The organism is Streptomyces changchenzhani (assembly GCF_039766235.1).
Lineage (GTDB): Bacteria > Actinomycetota > Actinomycetes > Streptomycetales > Streptomycetaceae > Streptomyces.
In genome coordinates this window covers 445,484-463,601 of sequence record NZ_JBDHNH010000008.1, presented here as the reverse complement: position 1 = coordinate 463,601, position 18,118 = coordinate 445,484, and the positions used below count along the sequence as shown (strand labels likewise).

The window sequence follows — 18,118 nt, the reverse complement described above, 5'->3', positions numbered from 1 at the left end:
AGGAGCCTATGAGGTCACAAACCCTGCCGGAACGCGCAGATCTCGGCGTGAAGCATGAAGCCGTATCCGATGAGGTCAAAGGGCGGTAATCGGCGGACTCCGGGCGGGGGTGGTGACGCGGTATACGACGGCGATGGCCTTCTGCGGCTGCGATTTGGAAGGGTTCGGTGCCCATGTGGTGTGAGTTGTGCCTCAAGCTGCGTCCCCTGCGCCGGGACGCTGTGAGTCGACTCCTAAGCTCGCCGGACGCCGATCATGCTGTGGCATCTGCCCGGTGTGAGGGGCTGATCGTCTATGAGGAGACTGTTTTGCTTCGCAAAAAGAACGTGCTGCGCGCCGCTGCACCCATCGCCCTGCTGGCTCTCGCGCTGACCGCTTGTGGCCCTACCGACAGCTCGTCGGACGACAAGGGGAAGGCCGACCCCAAGCCGGCGAACGGTGCATCCGAGGGCACCGAACCGGAGGAGGCCGGGGACGACTCGGCAGCCGGCGCCAGTCTCAAGCCCGGTGAGAGCAGCACCGTGGACTTCAAGGAAGACACCGGGAAGTTCACTTACAAGATCGCTGCGCAGAAGGTCGAGGTGGGGACGGAGGCCGAGGCCCAGAAGCTGGTTTCTGACCCGAAGGACGCCGAAGGCCTGGTCGTGGCAGTCGCGCACGTGAAGTTCACCAACACCGGTGGTGGCGTCGTCAAGAAATCCCCTGATGTTGGTGACGAGACCGAGATCTACGCGGACGGCACCCGGGGCGGCTTGCTTATTGGCTCCGCCGAAGACACGAACGGATGTAGCGCGGTCACCGAAATTGAGAACTGGAAGATCGGTCAGAGCTACACGATCTGTGAGACGTACATGATCCCCAAGGACTCGAAGGCCATTGAGGTCCGCTGGGCGGAAGAGAGCGGCAAGACGCTCGCGTGGACGTTCCAGAACAAGTGAGCCGACGCCCCGTAGCCGGCCTGCTCAGCCGCAGGCAGGGGATGTAGAACACGGTGGTGTCGGCTCCCGCGAAATGCGGGGGCCGACACCAAGTTTCCGCATGCCGGGCAGCCGTTCGTGGCACTGAATGCTCGGGCGGCGGGCCAACGGTCGTCACAAATGGCGAGCCCCGAGAGGCTCCCACTCATGGTGGGGAACGTCCGTGCCATCATCGATCGGCACCTCGCTGACCGATCTTGGGGACAAGTAATGATGTTGATCACGCGACAGCGGACGAACGCGGCCTGCCTCGCCGCCGCGGGCCTCCTCGCCATCAGCGCCTGTAGTAGTGACGGTTCAGGCGGCTCGGACGCATCTGATAGCGGCAAGATCAGTGGCGCGGACGTCGGGGAGAGCAAGTCGCCGTCCGCGGATCCGTCCACGTCGGACACGCCGGAGAAGGGCGCCCCTGCCTTTGATCTCCCGCAGGACGTCACAGTCGCGATCGAGAAGGCGCAGACCGGCGACCCGAAGAAGGACGAGGTCCTGCGGGATGTCGGATATGCGGCCAAGGCCCAGATCGAAGCATTCGCCAAGGGTGACGGCTATACGGCGAATATGCAGCGGTACTACACCGGGCTGGCTTCCCCCTATTGGGGCAAACAGATCAAGAAATACCGGGACCGGGATCGCACCGTCACGGGGCAGTACGAGTACTACGGGCTGCAGGTCAGGGACCTGAATGGGAAGGTGGCGACGGCTCGTTACTGCGAAGACCAACGCAAGGCGTTCGGTAAAGAGATCAAGTCCGGCAAGGTAATACGCACCAAGTCCAGCAAGGACGCCTTCGTCGAAACGAAGCTTGAAGCACAGAAGAACGCGAAGGGGGACTGGCAGGTGCGGCAGTTCGAGTGGAAGAAGGCAGCTGAGTCATGCGTGCGCGGATGATGCCGCGCAGCTGGGCTGCGGGCACGGCCATAGCCATGAGTTGCGCGGTTTCTCTCGCCGTCGCCGCCCCTGCACAGGCCGACGAGGACAGGGTTGGCGGAAGCGGGGGGTCGTCCGGCGGCACGTCCGACACCCCCCAGCCCGACAAGGGTGCGGTGTCCGGCGACGGGTCCATCGGCGCGCACATCAAGCTGAGCAGGAGCGCGAACAACAACGACTCCGGGACCCCGGTGACCACGGCGGACACGAACTGGTCTCCGCCGGTGTGCTGGTACGAGCCCGAGTACACGCCGGAGGAGTACGAGGAGTTCATCAAGGACGCCTACGGCGGCTCGCAGGGTGAGGCCGCCGAGTACTCCGAAGGGCGGAAGAAGGAGAAGTTCCACAAGGGCGACAAAGGCCTGTGGTGGAAAGTCGCCTTCCGCGGCGGGGAGTACGACAAGGCGTGTCCGGTCGACACGGACAACTGGGAGATCTGGGTCCCGCCGGCCGTGCCCGAGCCGGACCCCAATGCCATCACCCCGCAGATGCTCTCGGAACTCGCCTTCAATTCAACGAAGTTGCCCGTTCCGCCGGTGGAGCTGAGCCCGAAGGCGGACCGGCTGGTGGTGAATCTGCCGACGCGTGTGAAGTTCGAGGGCGGCGCCCTGGACCGGATCTGGACGACCGCGAGCATCAACCACAAGGGCGTCCAGATGGCCGCGACGACGGTGGCGACCCCGGTGGCGCTGAAGGTCGAGGCCGGCACCGCGGACGCGGATCCGCAGTCCTGCACGTACGACCTGGTCAAGGCCGAGGGCGGCTACCGGGTCGACAGCGAGGGCGCCGGGTGCAATGTCACCTACCGCAGGTCGTCCGGTGACGGTTCGTACCCCTTCAAGGCGTCGCTCACCTGGGAGGTGACCTGGACCGACTCGGCCGACCCCGACGGTCCGGTCCAGCAGCCCGGTCTGCCGGGCGGCCTGTCGACGTACGAGCAGGACGTGTCGGTCAAGGAGATCCAGGCCATCAACCGCTGATGCGGTGGAGGGGCCGCGGTGGAGGGGCCGCCGGGGAGGGGCCACGGGGGAGTGGCCGAGACTGATCGCTCCCCCGCGCGGCGGACGAGAGCCCGTCCATCTGTAGGGGTTCTGTGTGGAAAGGCCGCCCGCCTCTGCCCAATGGGTTGTTGGCCCGCTCACATAGAAGGTGATTCGTTCGCATATGCGGGTTGTGGTGTGTGCGATTCAGGATTATTGGAGTGCTTTGAGGGGCTTATGTGTTGCTGATACGGTGCGTTGACTTGACGGTCGTCCGCGCTGTGTCCACTGCGCGCGTGAGCAGTCTCAAATTGCAGTAAGTGCCTTAATTCAGGCCGGTATGTGCGGGGAGTGGCGTGAAGATCCAGGAGCGTGCCGGGGCGGGGAACAACAGGGTTTCCGCGCCCGGTGGACCGGTTGGCGAACGACTGCCGTCGGCTCCTCGCGAACGTAAACCGGCGTTGGCCGCCCTCGCTGTGCTGCTCATCCTCATCGGCGCGCTCGGCGCGACCGTGCTGGTGCTGCGCGCGGGCGAGCGGGTGGAGGTGCTGAAGGTGACCAAGGACGTCTCCGCGGGCGAGCGCATCGAGCGGGGTGCCTACACCACGGTGCTGGTCGCCGAGGACAAGGCCATGCGGTACGTGAAGGCCGACGAGGTCTCGCTGATGCCGAAGTACGTGGCCGCGGTGGACCTGATCCCGGGCACGCTGCTGATCGCCAAGATGCTGACCAACGAGAAGGGCCTGCCCGCGGGCAAGTCCGCCGTCGGTGTTGCCCTCAAGGCCGGTCAGTACCCCGCGGGCGGCGCCCTCAAGAACGGCTCCACCGTTTCCATCTACCGAGTCGGCGCCAAGACCTCCGGCGGCAGCTCCTCTGGTTCCACCGGCTCCGCCGGCGATGCGGGCGCCAATTCGCTGCTCGTGCAGAGCGCCAAGGTCCAGGACGTTGCCAGGAGCTCCGGCGACGAGCTCGTCAGCTCCAGCTCGCTGCCCGTCTCGGTGATCGTCGACCAGGCCGACGCCGCCAAGGTCGCCGACGCCGCCGCGGCCGGTGAGGTCGCGCTTGTCCTCGTACCGGCTTCGGCCGGCAACTGAGCCCGTGCGCTACGGCATACCAGCTCCGGCATACCAGAAGAGTCAGGGACGTAGGTAGGCATCATGGCGCTCATCGCAATCGCCGCTGACAAGGGATCCCCCGGCGTCACCACCACCGCAGTCGCGCTCGCCGCCGTCTGGCCGCGCCGGGTGCTGCTCGCCGAGACCGACCCCTCCGGCGGTGACCTCGTCTACCGCAGCTCCGCCGCGCACGGCGGCCCGCTCGACCCCAATACCGGGATGCTGTCCATCGCCGCCACCGCGCGCCGCGGGCTCGCCGCCGAGCAGCTGTGGGACCACGCGCAGCCCATGTCCGGCGGCCTCGACGTGCTGGTCGGGCTCGGGTCCTCCGAGCACGCGGCCGGGCTCGCCGGGCAGTGGCCGATGCTCGGGCACTCCTTCGCCGCGCTCGCCGACTCCCCGTACGGCGCCGCCGATGTCATCGCCGACTGCGGTCGCATCGGCGCGGACTCCCCGACCGTCGAGCTGCTGCCGCACGCGAACCTGGTGCTGCTCGTCGCCCGTACGGAGCCGGAGAACCTGGCCCGCGTACGGGACAGGGCCGGCGCCCTTGCCGCCCGGCTGCACGGCGCGCAGCGCGGGCCCGCCACTCTTGCCCGTACGCTCATCGGCATTGTCCTCGTCGCCGACCCCGGCAGCTCCGCGAAGCTCTCCAACCAGGTCAACGACATGCTGGTCGGGTCCCAGACCGGGGCGCGGGTCGTCGGTTCCATCGCCCACGACCCGGCCGGCGCCGAGCAGTTGGCGGGACGCAAGCGCGGCAGGCTCGACAAGTCGCTGCTGATCCGCTCGGCCCGCAAGGTCGTCGGGGACATCAACCAGCAGTTCGGCGCGGCCTGGACCGCGCCCGCCGCCGGAGTGACAGGGACGGTCGGCCGTTGAGTGCCGGTGTCGTCGACCACCAGCTGGTCAAACGTTTCCGCCAGGAGGCGGGCGACCGTATCGCCGAACAGCGGCGCATCGACCAGGTGTCGGGTGTCTCCCCGATGTCGGGCGAGGACGAGCGGCAGTACGCCCGCGCCGTCATCGCCCAGATCCTGGAGGGCTACGCGCGCGCCGAGGTCAACGCCGGGCGTACGCCGCTCGACGCGCCGACCGAGGAGCAGTACGCGGCGGCCGTGCACGCCGCGCTCTTCGGCGTGGGCCGCCTCCAGCCGCTCCTCGACGACTCACAGGTCGAGAACATCGACATCAACGGCTGCGACCAGGTGTTCATCGGTTACGCCGACGGGCGCGAGGCGCCGGGCGATCCGGTCGCCGAGACCGACGAGGAACTCGTAGAGCTCATCCAGGTGCTCGGCGCGTACTCCGGTCTGTCCTCGCGCCCCTTCGACTCCGCCAACCCGCAGCTCGACCTGCGACTGCCGGACGGTTCGCGACTGTCCGCGGTCATGGACGTCACGCGCCGCCCCGCGCTGTCCATCAGGCGTGCCCGCATGGGCAAGGTCTTCATGTCGGACATGGTGGGCAACCAGACGCTCACCCCGGAGCTGGGCCACTTCCTGGCCTGCGCGGTCCGGGCGCGCAAGAACATCATGATCGCGGGGGCCACCAACTCGGGCAAGACGACGCTGCTGCGGGCCCTGGCCAATGAGATCCCGCCGCAGGAACGTCTGATCACCGTGGAGCGGGCGCTGGAGCTCGGCCTCGACCAGTTCCCCGAACTGCACCCCAACGTCGTGGCGTTCGAGGAGCGGCTGCCGAACTCCGAAGGGCACGGCGCGATCGCCATGGCGGAGCTGGTGCGCCGTTCACTGCGTATGAACCCCTCACGGGTCATCGTCGGTGAGGTGCTCGGCGACGAGATCGTCACCATGCTCAACGCCATGTCGCAGGGCAACGACGGCTCGCTGTCGACGATCCACGCGAACAGCTCAAGCGAGGTCTTCAACCGTATTTCCACTTACGCGCTGCAGGCCGCCGAGCGGCTGCCCATCGAGGCCAGCCAGATGCTGGTGGCCGGCGCGGTCAACTTCGTCGTCTTCGTGGAGCGGCGCAACGACTACGAGCGGGGCGGCAAGTTGAACCGAGTCGTCACCTCGGTGCGCGAGGTCAACGGTGTGGACGGACGTGTCCTGTCCAGCGAGATCTTCAAGGAGACGCCCGACGGGCGGGTGGTGGCCCACGCGCCCATCTCCTGCGTGGAAGAACTGAGCGCCTACGGCTACCGGCCGTCCGGGACCTGGGGGTGAACGCTCGATGGAGCGACTGACCGGTATGGGCGGCATATTCTCGCTGCCCGTCCTCTACATGCTGCTGTGCGGCATCGCCGTGGGCGGTGGCCTCGCGCTGCTGATCACCGCGATCCGCGGGCTGCCCGTCAAGCCCGCGCACGAGAAGGAGAAGGCGGGGGAGCGCCTCCGCGAACTCGCCGCCTTCGCCGGCCGGCGCGGCTCGCTCGCCGTCGGTGTCGGCATGGCCGTCCTCCTCGTCACCCGCTGGACGGTGGCGGGCGTCGCAGCGGGCATCCTGGTCTTCTTCTGGGACCGCCTCTTCGGCGGCGCCGGTGAGGAGCGCGTCGCGATGCGCCGCGTCGAGGCCCTGGCCGCCTGGACCGAATCGCTGCGCGACACGATCGCGGGCGCGGTCGGCCTGGAGCAGGCCATCCCGGCGGCGGCCCGCGCCGCGGCCCCCGCGCTGCGCCCGCACCTGGAGGCGATGGTCGACCGGCTGCGCGCGCGTACGCCGCTGCCCGACGCGCTCCAGCAGCTCGCCGACGACCTCGACGACGCCTCGGCCGACATCATCGTCGCTGCCCTCATCCTCAACTCCCGCCTGCGCGGGCCCGGTCTGCGCGAAGTGCTCGGCGCGCTCGCGAAGTCGGCCCGCGAGGAGGTCGACATGCGCCAGCGCGTGATGGCGCAGCGATCGAGCACCCGGCGCAGCGTCCAGATCGTGGTGGCCGTCAGCGTGTCCTTCGTGCTGGGCCTGGCGGTCTTCAACCGTGAGTTCGTCGCGCCGTACGGAACGGCCGTCGGCCAGCTCGTACTCGCCTGCGTCTGCGGTCTTTTCGCCCTCGGGTTCTGGTGGCTGCGCAAGCTGTCCCGGATCGACACCCCGGCACGTTTCCTGGTCCGCGACGAACCGTCCGTGCAATTCGTACGTCCTCGGGGAGAGGCGGAGGAGGTGGTCATGCGATGACGACGACACTGGTGCTCGGGGCGATCCTCGGTCTTGGCATCTACGCACTCGTACGGGCCCTCATGCCGTCCCGGCAGGGCGCGCTCTCGCGGGTCGCGCAGATCGACGCACTGCGCGCGCGGGGCGCGCACGCTGGGCGTGCGGCGGTCCAGCAGGACACCGGGCGGTTCGCTTCGTCGCGCTCCCGCCTCGGCGAGCGCATCAGCGACTTCTACCGGCAGCAGGGCTGGGAACAGCGGTCCCTGCGCGCCGACCTGAACGTCCTGGAGCGCGGCTGGGAGAAGTTCCTGGCGACCAAGGTGCTGCTGGGAGTGACCGGTCTCTTCTTCGGCCCGCTGCTCTTCGCGGTCGGCTGGGCCATCGGGTTCGGCAGCAGCCCGATGATCCCGGTCTGGCTCGCGCTGGTCTGCGGAGTGGCGTTCTTCATGCTGCCCGACCTCGAAGTACGCAGGGACGCCGCCGACAAGCGGCGTGACCTGCGGCGCGTAATCGGTGCGTATCTGGACCTGGTCGCGATGAACCTCGCGGGCGGCCGCGGCCTGCCCGAGGCGCTCATGGCGGCGGCCGACGTGAGCGACGGCTGGGCGTTGCGCCGTATCCGCGGAACACTCGCGGACGCACGGATCACCGGCGTGAGCCAGTGGCAGGCGCTGGGCGGGCTCGGCGAGGAGCTGGGCATCGACGAGCTCAAGGACCTGTCGGCGTCACTCGCGCTGGTCGCGGACGACGGCGCGAAGGTACGGGAGTCACTGGCGTCCCGGGCCGAGACGATGCGGCACCGGGAGATGGCGGAGATCGAGGGCAGCGCGGGCGAGAAGTCGCAGTCGATGCTCGTGGCTCAGCTGTTGCTCTGTGCGGGGTTCCTGGTCTTCCTGATCTTCCCGGCGGCGATGCGCGTCTTCCAAGTCTGACGTCACAGGCTGACCGCTTCCCCGTTTCCCCGCTTCCCCACTTTTCCACTAATCAGAGAGGAACTGCCTCCCATGAACTTCAAGAACGGCTTCTCCTTCAGCCACCCGGCGGTCGACTTCCTGGTCACCTTCCTGCAGGCCCGGGTGGAGCGCGCACGCTCCGAGGACACCGACCGTGGCGCCTCCGCCGTGGAATGGGTGATCATCTCGGCGGTCGTGGTCGCGATCGTCGGTGTGGTCGCGGCGATCATCAACACGGCGCTCAAGGGCGGCGCGGAGAAGGTCGGCGACTGCATCGAGGGCGCGCAGGCGTCCGGCACCTGCTGAACGTAGGGCAGTTGCAGGCAGGCCACATAGATACAGATAAGGAAGAACGGCATGGGCACGCGGGCACGGAGGTTCGTACGCCGCAGGGTGCAGGCAGCGCGCACCCGCGGTGACTCCGGCATGACCGCGATCGAGTTCGTCCTGCTCACGCCGGTCCTCTTCTTCATGATCTTCGCGACGGTGCAGTTCGCGCTGTACTCCTTTGCCGACCACGTCGCCCAGGCCGCCGCCCAGGCGGGCGCCCGCGAGGCGCGTGCGGAGGCGGACGAGAATCCGGGCGGCTGGGAGGGCAAGGCGCGGGGTGTCGCGGCCGGCTACATCCAGCAGCTGGGCCCGCAGTTGGTCCTCGGCCCGGAGATCACGATGCTCCAGCCGGAGCAGAACACGGTCGGGGTGGAGGTCACGGGGAGGGTGCCGTCCGTCTTTCCCGGACTGGACCTGACGGTGCACGCGCAGTCGATGGGGCCGGTGGAACGGTTCGTCGAGGACGGTGGCTGACGTGTGGGTTCACCGCGTACGCGACCGCTTGGGCGCGGCGTCGTCCCAGGAGTCCGACGGTGACCGTGGCCTGTCCGACCGTGGCCTGTCCACCGTCGAGGTCGTCATCCTCGCCCCGGTGATGATCCTCTTCATCCTGGTCCTGGTCGGCTTCGGCCAGCTCGTCGAGGGCCGCGGCGCGATCGACAGCGCGGCGCGCGACGCGGCACGGGCCGGCTCGATCCAGAAGGACAGGGGAACGGCGATGGCCGAGGCAAAGAGGGCCGCGTCGGCGAACCTGACGGACGTCTGCTCGGGCCCTGTGACGGTGACGCAGACGAGCGGGGGCTTCGAGCCCGGCGGGTTCTTCACCGTCGAGGTCACGTGCACCGTCCGTGGCCTGGAGATGCTGGGTCTGGACCTCCCCACGGAGCTGACCGGCCGCTCGACGTCCCCGCTCGACCCGTTCAGGAGGGCGGTATGAGGCCCATACGTGCCCTTGCCGGGTGGGCGAAGTCGCGCCGCGCGCGCCTGGACGACAGCGGCTCGGGCGCCGCGGCCGTCATCATTTTCGCGTTCGTGTTCCTGGCCCTGGCCGCGTTCGTCATCGACGGCGGCCTGTCCATCTCGCAGCGCGAGCGCGCGGCGGACATCGCGGAGCAGGCGGCGCGGTTCGCCGCGCAGGACGTCGACAGGGAAGCGCTGTATGTCGGCGAGGGCGGGGCCGCGCCCATCAACTTCCAGAACTGCGATGCGCGGGTGAGTGAATTCGCCCGGGAACTGGGCCTGTCGGGCCCGGACATCGCGGCGTCGGGCTGCACCGCGGCGAGCGCGCAGCAGGTTGAGGTCGAGATCTCGCTGACGTACAACCCGATCCTCACAGGCATGTTCTACAAGTCGGCGCTGACGGTGAGCGGAAGAGCGACCGCGGAGTCCGTCGCGGGCTGACCGCCATCAGCCCGGTTGCACATGGTTTTCCCACCGGCTGGAGCAGTTTCCTGAACGCGCGCCATTTGCCTGCCACCACGGCGCTGACTATCACCCGCTGACCGGCGGCACCTTCACGCTTTTGCGTGGCAACGGACATCTCCATGCCCGGTGGGGGCCGTTGAGTGTCCGTTGCTGTGCACGAACCCCCTCGGTGCGCAGTGGGGGGAGGCGCGGGTGGAGTGTCCGGGGTGTCCGCGCCCTACTTCTTCTCCGGTTCCTTCTTCTTGACGCTCTCGGAGACCTTCTTCGCCAGGTCGTCGTCCAGCTTCTTGAACTCGCGGACCACCGCGTCGGACATCTCGGCCAGAGCGGTGAGTTGCTGGCCGATGTCCTCGCGGCCGTCTTCCCAGTTCGACTCGAAGTCGTCGAGGGCGTCGTACACCTTCTTGTCGCCGACGTCCTCGCGGTAGGACTCGAAGGTCTTCTTCGTGCGGTCCATGCGGGTCTTGATGGAGCGCAGCCGACCGCCGAAGGTTTCGAGTTCGCTGAGGGGGAGCGCCAGGTCGGGCTTTTGAGCCATGGTGATCCTCTTCCTGTGCCGTAACGGAACCCACCAGCAAATTACCCGGTGGACGTGCGGCACGTGAGGGGGTGGTGGCAATCGAGGGGGGAAGTGGAGAGAAGTATCGGTGCGCAAGCCGGGCTTATCCGAGCCAATGGTGAGGTTCCGGCTGTGGTCCGGGTCTCCGATGCGCTCTGTACGTACGCGAACTTCGACACCTGCAACAGCCACTGAGTAGGCTCGCTCCTCAGGTCTCACTCCATCCCCACAGGAATCCCGCCATGGCGCGCAGTACCCCCGATTCGACCGCACGGCCGAGGCCCTTGCCCCGTCGGCGTTCCGCCGGTGACGTCGGCAAGGCGCTCCTCGCGTTCCTCGCGCTGGCCGTGCTCCTTGTGGCCGTCCCCGGGGCACTTATCGCCTTTGTGGGGTGGCCGCTTCCCGACGAGCTCCCTTCGTTGGAGACGTTGCAGAGCGAGATCACCGTCATGGCCTTCGTCCATGTGCTTACGGTGGTCGTCTGGCTGGCCTGGGCGCAGTTCACCGCGTGCGTGCTCGTCGAGATGAAGGCCGCGCTGTCCGGGGTCGGGATGCCCTCGCGGGTGCCCGGTGCCGGGCCTTCCCAGATGATGGCGCGCCAGCTGGTCGCCGCGCTGTTGCTCGTCGGGGCCACCGCCGCCAGTTTCGCGCCCGGGATGTCGCAGCTCGGGCAGCAGTTGGAGAACGAGCACCGGCCGTCGGCCGCGGCCTCCGCGCAGCAGACCCCCGGTGGGTTGTTCGGTCAGCAGCAGCAGGCGCAGACCGCGAACGCCCTCGCCGAGCAGGCCGCCGTGCAGGGGGAACAGGCTGCCGGTGAGAGCGGCAAGCAGGACGCCACGAAGTTCTACCGGATCCAGCCGCCCGAGGGACGACACCACGATTCGCTGTGGGAGGTCGCCGAGCGCCATCTCGACGACGGACGCCGCTACAAGGAGATCTACCAGCTCAACAAGGACAGGGTTCAGCCCGACGGTTCGAAGCTGTCGCAGGCGAGCCTCATCCGGCCCGGCTGGATCATGGAGATGCCCGCGGATGCGCACGGCGGCGAGATCGTCGACATGCCCGACGAGACGCCGAAGGTCTCCGAGCAGCTGCGTGAGCAGATCGCCGAGTACGCGAAGTCCGGCGAGCACGCCCAGGGGGCCGGTGGTGGCAGTGGCTCTGTCGGTGGTGATTCCGACACCCGGCAGATACCCATGCCCAAGCCCCGCCCCGCCGAAGACCCTGCGCAGCAGCCTGCCCCCGTCGTTGAGGAGGCTCCCGCCGCGAACGAAGGTTCCTCCTTCGGGCTCCCCGAAGCCCTCATCGGCGCCCCCCTGCTCGCCGCCGGTCTCCTCGTCGCCCTCGGCCGCCGCCGGCGCCACACCCTGTGGCAGTCCGCGATGAACGCCGTAGCCGGCGTCCGCGGCACCGAGCCGCCCACCCCGACCGGCACCGCCGCCGATGTGCAGGACGCGCTCCTCGTCGGCGCCGACCCCGAGGCCGTACGCCTCCTCGACCTGTCCCTGCGCGGGCTCGCCGCCTCGCTCGGCGCCGAGTCCAGGCCGCTGCCCGTCGTGTACGCGGCCTGGCTCAGCCGGGGCGACCTGCACCTCCAGCTCGCGCACCCCGCCGGTGCGCCGCCCACGCCCTGGCAGGTCGGCCAGGACCAGACGTTCTGGCGGCTGGAGCGAGCCGCCGCCGAGGTGTACGAGGAGACCGAGACCGCGGCCCCCTACCCCGGCCTCGTCAGCATCGGCACCCTCGACGACGCCCGCCTCCTGCTCAACCTGGAGGCCGTCCCCGGCATCGTGTCGCTGACCGGCGCCCCGGCCGACCGGGCGTCCGTCCTGTCATCCGTCGCCGCCGAACTGGCCACCAACGGCTGGTCGGACCGTATGACCGTGAGCCTCGTCGGCTTCGGGGCCGAGCTCGGCGCCCTCGCCCCGACCCGGCTCCGCCACTTCGACGACGTCGAAGGGATGCTCGAAGCCATGTCGGCCGAGACCCTCCAGCGCCGCAGCGCCCTGGGCACGGCCGGCCACGACTCCGTCCTCACCGGCCGCACCGGACCCGCCCAGTCCACCCGGTGGGCCCCCCACCTCGTACTCCTCGGCGCCGACCCGACCGAGGACGAGACCAGGCAGCTCGCCGAACTCGCCGTCGACGCGGGCCGGCTCGGCATCGGCTACCTCATGGGTACGGACCAGGAGAACGTCCCCGGCGCCGCCTGGGAGCTGGAAGTCACCGCCGACGGCAAGCTGCTCGCCCCGCTCCTCGGCCTCGAACTCGAAGCCCAGCTGCTGCCCCGCGCCCAGCACGACGCCGTCGTCCGGCTGTTCGTCGAGGCCGACGCGAACCACACGCCCGACCCGGCGACCGCCGCGTCGCGCCCCTTCCTCGTCGACATCACCGAGCAGGGCAGGCCCGCGGTGTACGCACGCCTCGTCGGCCCGTACGAGATCATCGGCCTCGACAGCCCGGACAGCGAGCGCAGCCCGCTCATGCACGAGGCGCTCGCGATGCTCCTGCTGCACCGCGAAGGCGTCCACCCGCGGGTCCTGGCCTCGGCGCTGTGGCCGCGCGGCGCGACCGAGGACGTACGCGACGCCCTCATCGCACGCGTCCGCGCCTGGCTCGGCACCGACCCCGACGGCACCCCGCGCCTGGGCATGGACGCCACCGGGCGGATGACGCTGGCCGCGTCCGTCGTCTCCGACCTCGATGTGCTGCGTTCGCTGCACCACGAAGCCACCGAGGGCAGGGGCGCGCGCAGCGCGTCCGTACGGGAGCGGCTGCTCACCGACGCGCTCGGCCTGGTGCGCGGGCCGCTGCTCGCCGACCGGCCCGAGGGCCGCTACCGCTGGCTCACCCACGAGATCATCGACGCCAGGCTGCCGCTGCTCGTCGCCGACGTGGCGCTCTCCCTGTCCGCGCACCACCTGGACAAGGAGCGCCCGGAGAAGGCGGTCGCCGCGCTCGAAGCGGCCCTGTTCAGCTCGCCGTCCGACGAGCGCCTGTGGAACGAACTGCTGCGCTCCACGCACGCCATCGGGGACCCCGCCCGCCTGGCGGCGCTGGCCGCTTCCCTCGTCGCCCGCCACCGCGAACTGGGCGGCGGAGCACGCGGGTTGCTGCCGCCGCGCAGTGAGGCCCTGCTCGACGAGCTGCTGCCGTCCTGGCGCGGCAACGTCGCCGCCGCGAGCTGATGCGACGCCGATGGTGATGGGTGATGCGACGTACCTGGCGCTGATCGTGGGCGCCGTGCTGTGGGGCGCCGTGGCCGGGCTGCTGATTCCCCGGGCCGCGTACCGCTTCTCCGTCGAACCGGAGACGCCCTGGCGCACGCACTGCCCGGACCGGCACCCGATCACCGGGCACCCGATCACCGGGCCCGCGGGTGGCTGGCTCGGACGGGCGCGATGCGCGGTGGACGGCGCGGTGTACGGACGGTCCGCGCCCGCCGTCGTCGCCACCGCGCTCGTCTGCGGGCTGCTGGCAGCCGGGACCGGCGCGCGCCCCGAGCTGGCCGTCTGGCTACTGCTCGCGCCCTTCGCCGTACTCCTGGCCCACATCGACTTCGCCGTGCACCGCCTGCCTGACGTACTGACCCTGCCGCTCGCCGGCGGCGCGGCCCTGCTGCTCGGCGGCGCGGCCCTGCTGCCGGAGCACGCCGGGTCCTGGCCGACCGCGCTGCTCGGCGGGCTCGCGCTCGGCGGCAGCTACTTCGTGCTGTTCCTGATCAACCCGAGGGGCATGGGCTTCGGGGACGTGAAGCTGGCGCTCGTGGTGGGTGTGGTGCTCGGCTGGTACGGCTGGGCCGTGCTCTTCGCCGGAGCGTTCGCCGGGCTGCTGCTCGGTGCGGTGTACGGGCTCGGGCTCATCCTCGCCCGCCGGGCGGACCGCAAGTCCGCGCTGCCACTGGGCCCCTTCATGATCTGCGGCGCGCTGGTCGGCGTCCTGCTCGGCGGGCTTGCGGGCTGAGGACGCGCGCCCTCAGCCCTCAGCCCGCGGGGCCGAGGGCGCGAAGAGCGCCGGTTGAGGGCCTGTCGCGTGGCCGGTTGCAGGCCGACAGCGCCGGCTACAGGCCGACCAGATGCACGCCACGCCCGCAGAGCTTGCGCATGTCGTCGACGTCCGAGGTCAGCATGGCGACGGGTCCTTGCTGGCGCAGGGCCACTTCGGCGACCATCGCGTCGATGGCGTACTTGTGGCCGTGCAGGTTCGTTTGTTTGAGGAGTTTGGCTGCGGCGCGGGACGCCTGTTCGGTGAGCGGTTCGATCTTGACCTGGGACAGAAGCCAGTTCAGGCGGGCTGTGCTGACCTTCGCGTGCGTGACCTCGATGATCGTGGCCGCGCTGATGACCAGATTCGAGCCTTCTTGCCTGAACACCTCGATCTTCGTGATGATCTTGCGGTCTCTGCTCACCCAGCCCGACAGGCCTTCGCTGTCCAGGACGATGGTGGAGAAATGTTCCTCGTTCACGCTGCGGCTGCCCCGGTTCCCCTCTCGCCCTGCCCGTAGATCTCGGCGCGAGCCTGCGCCAGTTCCTCGGCAGTGAACTCGCCGTACTCCTCCTGGTAGCGGTGCATCTCCTCGGCAAGCAGTTCACCTCTGATACGCCGTGCCACGGCCTCGGCGACGTATCCCGAGACGTTGTCCGTCATCTTCTTCAGCGCCTGCACCTGCTCGGTGGGAAGTGTGATGGTCACGCGCGATGTGTCAGCCATACGGCGAGCGTACTGCGATGCACTGACCGCTCGCCACTTGCGCGTCAACCGGGTGCCCGTAGCTCACTCCATGGGCTGGCGTAGGCTGGATCGGTCCGTCAAGTACCCCTCCGAAAGGGACAACCGAGTGACCGAGAAGGCCGACCTTCAGCCCGTCCTCGACCGTGCCGCCGAGGGTGGGCGGATCACACCCGAGGAAGCGCTCGACCTCTACCGCTCGGCCCCGCTGCACGCGCTCGGCAAGTCAGCCGATGCCGCGCGCCGCCTTCGCTACGCAGGCACGGAGCACATCGCGACGTACATCATCGAGCGCAACATCAACTACACGAATTCGTGCGTCACCGCGTGCAAGTTCTGCGCCTTCTATGCCGCGCCCAAGAGCGACAAGGTGTGGACCCGCGACCTCGACGACATCCTGCGCCGCTGCGCGGAGACCGTCGAGCTCGGCGGCACGCAGATCATGTTCCAGGGCGGGCACCACCCGGACTACGGCGTGGAGTACTACGAGGAGCACTTCTCCGCGATCAAGGCGGCGTACCCCACCCTCGTCATCCACTCCCTCGGCGCGTCCGAGGTCGAGCACATGGCGCGGATCTCGGGTGTGAGCGCCGAGGAGGCGATCACCCGTATCCACGCGGCCGGTCTCGACTCCTTCGCGGGCGCCGGCGCCGAGCTGCTGCCCGCACGGCCCCGCAAGGCCATCGCGCCGCTCAAGGAGTCCGGCGAGCGCTGGCTGGAGATCATGGAGCTGGCGCACGGCCTGGGTGTCGAGTCGACCTCGACGATGCTCATGGGTACGGGCGAGACCAACGCCGAGCGCATCGAGCACCTGTCGATGATCCGCGACGTACAGGACCGGACGGGCGGCTTCCGCGCGTTCATCCCCTACACCTACCAGCCGCAGAACAACGCGCTGAAGGGCCGCACCCAGGCCACGCTCTTCGAGTACCTGCGCCTGATCGCCGTCGCGCGGCTCTTCTTCGACAACGTCGCGCACATCCAGGGCTCCTGGCTGACGGTCGGCAAGGAGGTCGGCCAGCTGTCGCTGCACTACGGCGCGGACGACCTCGGGTCGATCATGCTGGAGGAGAACGTCGTGTCGTCGGCGGGCGCGAAGCACCGGTCCAACCGGATGGAGATCATCGATCTCATCCGCAAGGCGGGCCGCATCCCGGCGCAGCGCGCGACGACGTACGAGCACCTGCATGTGCACGTCGACCCGGCGGACGACCCGGTCAATGACCATGTCGTCTCGCACCTGTCGTCGACGGCCATCGAGGGCGGGACGGCCCACCCGGAGCTGAAGCTGCTCAGTGCGAACTAGCTCGGTGCGAACTCGTTCCCTGAGCCCGCTGTGCTGACCCTCCACCGGGCCCGCGCGGACGCGGTCGTCGTCGAGGGCGACCGCATCGCGGCTCTCGGACCGTACGAGGAGTTGTACGCCGCCCACGGCGACCGGGCCCGCACCCGCGAGTGGGACGGGCGGCTTACGCCGGGCCGCCACGAGCCGGACGCTGTCGCGCTCCTGGAGGCGGCGTACTGGCCCGACCCGCGCGAGGCCGACACCCTGGGCACCGAGCCGCTGACCGGCGCCGCGCTCGAAGCGCTCGGGATGACCGAGGCCCGCTGGGGCGCGACGGCGCGACGCGGGATCCAGCGGCTGTTCGCGGCGGGTACGACGTCCGTGGCGGGGCCGTTCACCCGGCCCTCGGTCCGTATCGCGGTGGAGCGCTCGGGCCTGCCCGTACGCCCCGGGCCCCGGCCGCTCACGGTCTCGGGCCCGGCCGACTTCGCGGTGCTCGCCGACGACGGGAGCTGCCTGGTGACGTGCATCGCCGGGCGAATGGTGTACCGGGCGCGCTGAGGCGGGCGCACGGGCGGTTCAAGCGATTGCCGGCTCAGTCGTCGCTTGTCGTGGCACGGTCGGTGACGCATAGGGTCACCGTGACCTCGTCCGAGGTCTCGGTACTGGGGCTCGGTGACGGCTCCGGGGGACAGCCGCCCCCTCCGGAGGTGTCCGGCAGCGCCGAAGGCGTGGGCGACGCGGTCGGGGAGGGCTGCGGTCCGCCCGTTGGCGTAATACCGTCGTCCATGGTGTCGGCGAGGAACCAGCCGCCCAGCACCAGGGCCAGCCAGCCGCCGATCAGCCACCGTTTCGTACGTGTCCCCACCGTGTCCCCTCCCCAGGAGTGCCGCGGCCCGATGCTACGGGCAAGGCCGCGCGGCACGCCCTCCCGCACCCCCGGGTGACCCTGCCCCGCGCTCCGGCGCACCGCACGTCACAATGGAACCGTGACCCGAGCCTCCCTGGAAAAGCAGCCGCACGAAGTCGCCTCCATGTTCGACGACGTCGCCGCGAACTACGACCTCACCAACGACGTGATCTCGCTCGGACAGAGCAGGTTCTGGCGCAAGGCGGTCGCCGCCGCCGTTGACGCCCGCCCCGGGCAGAAGGTCCTCGACCTGGCGGCCGGCACGGCCACCTCGTCGCTGCCGTTCGCCGCGACCGGTGCGTATGTCGTGCCGTGCGACTTCTCGATCGGCATGCTGCGGGAGGGCAAGAAGCGCCACGCCCACCTGCCCTTCACGGCCGGTGACGCCACGAAGCTGCCCTTCCGTGACGAGACCTTCGACGCGGTCACCATCTCCTTCGGGCTGCGCAATGTGCAGGACACGGACCAGGCGCTGCGTGAGCTGTACCGGGTGACGAAGCCCGGCGGGAGGGTCGTGATCTGCGAGTTCTCGCAGCCCACCTGGAAGCCCTTCCGGACGGTGTACCTGGAGTACCTGATGCGCGCGCTGCCGCCCGTCGCCTCCACGGTCGCCTCCAACCCGGACGCGTACGTCTACCTCGCCGAGTCGGTCCGCGCGTGGCCCGACCAGCCCGCGCTGGCGGCGCGCCTCCAGCAGGCCGGTTGGTCGAAGGTGGCCTGGCGCAACCTGACGGGCGGTGTGGTGGCCCTGCACCGCGGCACCAGGCCCCAGCCCCAGCCCCAGCCCCAGCCCCAGTAAGCCCGTCACA

At 69.6% G+C, this 18,118-nt stretch carries 21 protein-coding genes; 17 read left to right on the top strand and 4 right to left on the bottom strand.

Annotated elements, in window-relative coordinates; translation table 11 throughout:
* Positions 1 to 260: 260 nt before the first annotated feature.
* From ABCR94_RS26305 to ABCR94_RS26250, 12 genes are all read left to right on the top strand, one after another.
* A complete protein-coding gene (locus tag ABCR94_RS26305) occupies positions 261 to 938 on the top strand; it encodes a hypothetical protein (RefSeq protein WP_347122487.1) in 678 nt (225 codons plus the stop codon).
* A 249-nt stretch (positions 939 to 1,187) separates the two neighbouring features.
* Positions 1,188 to 1,865 carry a hypothetical protein gene (locus ABCR94_RS26300; RefSeq protein ID WP_347122486.1) on the top strand — a complete coding sequence of 226 codons (678 nt, stop codon included), beginning with the start codon at positions 1,188 to 1,190 and terminating at the stop codon, positions 1,863 to 1,865.
* Positions 1,850 to 2,884, top strand: a complete 1,035-nt coding sequence (locus ABCR94_RS26295; protein WP_347122485.1) for a hypothetical protein — start codon at positions 1,850 to 1,852, stop codon at positions 2,882 to 2,884. The genes ABCR94_RS26300 and ABCR94_RS26295 overlap by 16 nt, the downstream gene beginning before the upstream one ends.
* A gap of 461 nt (positions 2,885 to 3,345) precedes the next feature.
* Positions 3,346 to 3,978 carry a hypothetical protein gene (locus ABCR94_RS26290; protein WP_347122484.1) on the top strand — a complete coding sequence of 211 codons (633 nt, stop codon included), beginning with the start codon at positions 3,346 to 3,348 and terminating at the stop codon, positions 3,976 to 3,978.
* 63 nt (positions 3,979 to 4,041) lie between these two features.
* Positions 4,042 to 4,881: a hypothetical protein gene (locus ABCR94_RS26285; RefSeq protein WP_347122483.1), complete on the top strand. Its 840-nt coding sequence runs from the start codon at positions 4,042 to 4,044 to the stop codon at positions 4,879 to 4,881.
* The gene (locus ABCR94_RS26280; RefSeq protein WP_347122482.1) at positions 4,878 to 6,191 is read left to right on the top strand and encodes a TadA family conjugal transfer-associated ATPase; all 1,314 of its coding nucleotides are present in this window, start codon (positions 4,878 to 4,880) and stop codon (positions 6,189 to 6,191) included. The genes ABCR94_RS26285 and ABCR94_RS26280 overlap by 4 nt, the downstream gene beginning before the upstream one ends.
* A 7-nt stretch (positions 6,192 to 6,198) precedes the next feature.
* Positions 6,199 to 7,140: a type II secretion system F family protein gene (locus tag ABCR94_RS26275; protein WP_521977832.1), complete on the top strand. Its 942-nt coding sequence runs from the start codon at positions 6,199 to 6,201 to the stop codon at positions 7,138 to 7,140.
* Positions 7,137 to 8,051 (top strand): type II secretion system F family protein, encoded by a 915-nt coding sequence (locus ABCR94_RS26270; RefSeq protein WP_347122481.1) that lies wholly within the window; start codon positions 7,137 to 7,139, stop codon positions 8,049 to 8,051. Before ABCR94_RS26275 ends, ABCR94_RS26270 begins: the two co-directional genes overlap by 4 nt.
* Positions 8,052 to 8,123: 72 nt before the next feature.
* Entirely contained in the window at positions 8,124 to 8,378 is a 255-nt protein-coding gene (locus ABCR94_RS26265; protein WP_347122480.1) for a hypothetical protein, read from the top strand.
* A 51-nt stretch (positions 8,379 to 8,429) separates the two neighbouring features.
* Entirely contained in the window at positions 8,430 to 8,876 is a 447-nt protein-coding gene (locus tag ABCR94_RS26260; RefSeq protein WP_347122479.1) for a TadE family protein, read from the top strand.
* A gap of 28 nt (positions 8,877 to 8,904) precedes the next feature.
* The gene (locus ABCR94_RS26255) at positions 8,905 to 9,339 is read left to right on the top strand and encodes a TadE/TadG family type IV pilus assembly protein (RefSeq protein WP_347122516.1); all 435 of its coding nucleotides are present in this window, start codon (positions 8,905 to 8,907) and stop codon (positions 9,337 to 9,339) included.
* Complete coding sequence (locus ABCR94_RS26250) at positions 9,336 to 9,803, top strand: pilus assembly protein TadG-related protein (protein ID WP_347122478.1); 468 nt, start codon at positions 9,336 to 9,338, stop codon at positions 9,801 to 9,803. Before ABCR94_RS26255 ends, ABCR94_RS26250 begins: the two co-directional genes overlap by 4 nt.
* Positions 9,804 to 10,044: 241 nt before the next feature.
* Here ABCR94_RS26250 and ABCR94_RS26245 read toward each other — a convergent pair whose 3' ends face one another.
* Positions 10,045 to 10,365, bottom strand: a complete 321-nt coding sequence (locus ABCR94_RS26245) for a hypothetical protein (RefSeq protein ID WP_347122477.1) — start codon at positions 10,363 to 10,365, stop codon at positions 10,045 to 10,047.
* Between the two features lie 263 nt (positions 10,366 to 10,628).
* Between ABCR94_RS26245 and ABCR94_RS26240 the strand changes: the two genes are divergently transcribed.
* Positions 10,629 to 13,574 (top strand): AfsR/SARP family transcriptional regulator, encoded by a 2,946-nt coding sequence (locus ABCR94_RS26240; protein WP_347122476.1) that lies wholly within the window; start codon positions 10,629 to 10,631, stop codon positions 13,572 to 13,574.
* A gap of 16 nt (positions 13,575 to 13,590) precedes the next feature.
* A complete protein-coding gene (locus ABCR94_RS26235; protein ID WP_347122475.1) occupies positions 13,591 to 14,349 on the top strand; it encodes a prepilin peptidase in 759 nt (252 codons plus the stop codon).
* A gap of 97 nt (positions 14,350 to 14,446) precedes the next feature.
* Here ABCR94_RS26235 and ABCR94_RS26230 read toward each other — a convergent pair whose 3' ends face one another.
* Positions 14,447 to 14,851, bottom strand: a complete 405-nt coding sequence (locus ABCR94_RS26230; RefSeq protein ID WP_347122474.1) for a PIN domain-containing protein — start codon at positions 14,849 to 14,851, stop codon at positions 14,447 to 14,449.
* The gene (locus ABCR94_RS26225) at positions 14,848 to 15,096 is read right to left on the bottom strand and encodes a type II toxin-antitoxin system CcdA family antitoxin (protein ID WP_347122473.1); all 249 of its coding nucleotides are present in this window, start codon (positions 15,094 to 15,096) and stop codon (positions 14,848 to 14,850) included. Before ABCR94_RS26225 ends, ABCR94_RS26230 begins: the two co-directional genes overlap by 4 nt.
* A gap of 127 nt (positions 15,097 to 15,223) precedes the next feature.
* Here ABCR94_RS26225 and mqnC point away from each other — a divergent pair, with 127 nt between their 5' ends.
* Entirely contained in the window at positions 15,224 to 16,420 is a 1,197-nt protein-coding gene (gene mqnC, locus ABCR94_RS26220) for a cyclic dehypoxanthinyl futalosine synthase (protein ID WP_347122472.1), read from the top strand.
* Between the two features lie 30 nt (positions 16,421 to 16,450).
* Complete coding sequence (locus ABCR94_RS26215) at positions 16,451 to 16,960, top strand: imidazolonepropionase-like domain-containing protein (protein ID WP_347122471.1); 510 nt, start codon at positions 16,451 to 16,453, stop codon at positions 16,958 to 16,960.
* Positions 16,961 to 16,994: 34 nt separating this feature from the next.
* On the opposite strand, the gene ABCR94_RS26210 is transcribed toward ABCR94_RS26215, so the two are convergent.
* Complete coding sequence (locus ABCR94_RS26210) at positions 16,995 to 17,267, bottom strand: hypothetical protein (RefSeq protein ID WP_347122470.1); 273 nt, start codon at positions 17,265 to 17,267, stop codon at positions 16,995 to 16,997.
* A gap of 121 nt (positions 17,268 to 17,388) precedes the next feature.
* Between ABCR94_RS26210 and ABCR94_RS26205 the strand changes: the two genes are divergently transcribed.
* Positions 17,389 to 18,108: a demethylmenaquinone methyltransferase gene (locus ABCR94_RS26205; RefSeq protein ID WP_347122469.1), complete on the top strand. Its 720-nt coding sequence runs from the start codon at positions 17,389 to 17,391 to the stop codon at positions 18,106 to 18,108.
* Positions 18,109 to 18,118 lie beyond the last annotated feature (10 nt).